This is a genomic window from Belliella marina, assembly GCF_042682445.1.
GTDB lineage: Bacteria > Bacteroidota > Bacteroidia > Cytophagales > Cyclobacteriaceae > Belliella > Belliella marina.
Window position 1 is genome coordinate 1 of the sequence record NZ_JBHUHR010000047.1, and the last position, 572, is coordinate 572.

General features: G+C 41.3%; 1 protein-coding gene. It reads right to left on the minus strand.

Going from position 1 to position 572, the window contains the following annotated elements:
- Positions 1–246 precede the first annotated feature (246 nt).
- Positions 247–572 (minus strand): transposase (locus tag ACFSKL_RS21250; RefSeq protein WP_376889144.1); only part of this gene is annotated, 326 nt, incomplete at its 5' end.

Consider the following 572-nt stretch of genomic DNA (forward strand, 5'->3'; position numbering starts at 1 on the left):
TTTTATCCAAAACATTCTGGAGCTGGCAGATTCCTTTGTTCAGAAGATAGACAAGTGCTTTTCTTCTTCTGAGCGTCTCCTTAAAGCTGTTTTTCCTTTTTCTGGAATAAGCCATCTGAACCAGTTTCTGTTCCCTGAACTTGGATCTTGGTCTTTTGATGCCAAATTCTGAACAACTGATTCTCAAAAATCCATTCACAGGACTCCCAAAGAAGTTTTACATCGGTTGGAAAACGAATATAAGATTCATAGCAGGTGGCATCCCTGCCTGCAGCAGGCATCCATCAGCAGAACATGGCTGTTGTTGACATCATATTTCCAGTGATTAATCAGGATCTCCTGAAGCTTTTCCCATTCACAGTGAGCTTCAATATAAGCCCTTATGCGGGTCATAATGGTCATATCCTTAATCTGCTGGTTTTCTGCCAGTACTTTTCCGCAAAAATATTGAAGAGACCAATCAGTATAGAAACGTTCCAGAAGCTGTCTATCACTGACATTCAAATATGCTTTTAAAAACATCAGCGAAAACATGCCCTTTGAACCGAACCAGCTTGGCGCACCCCTACCAA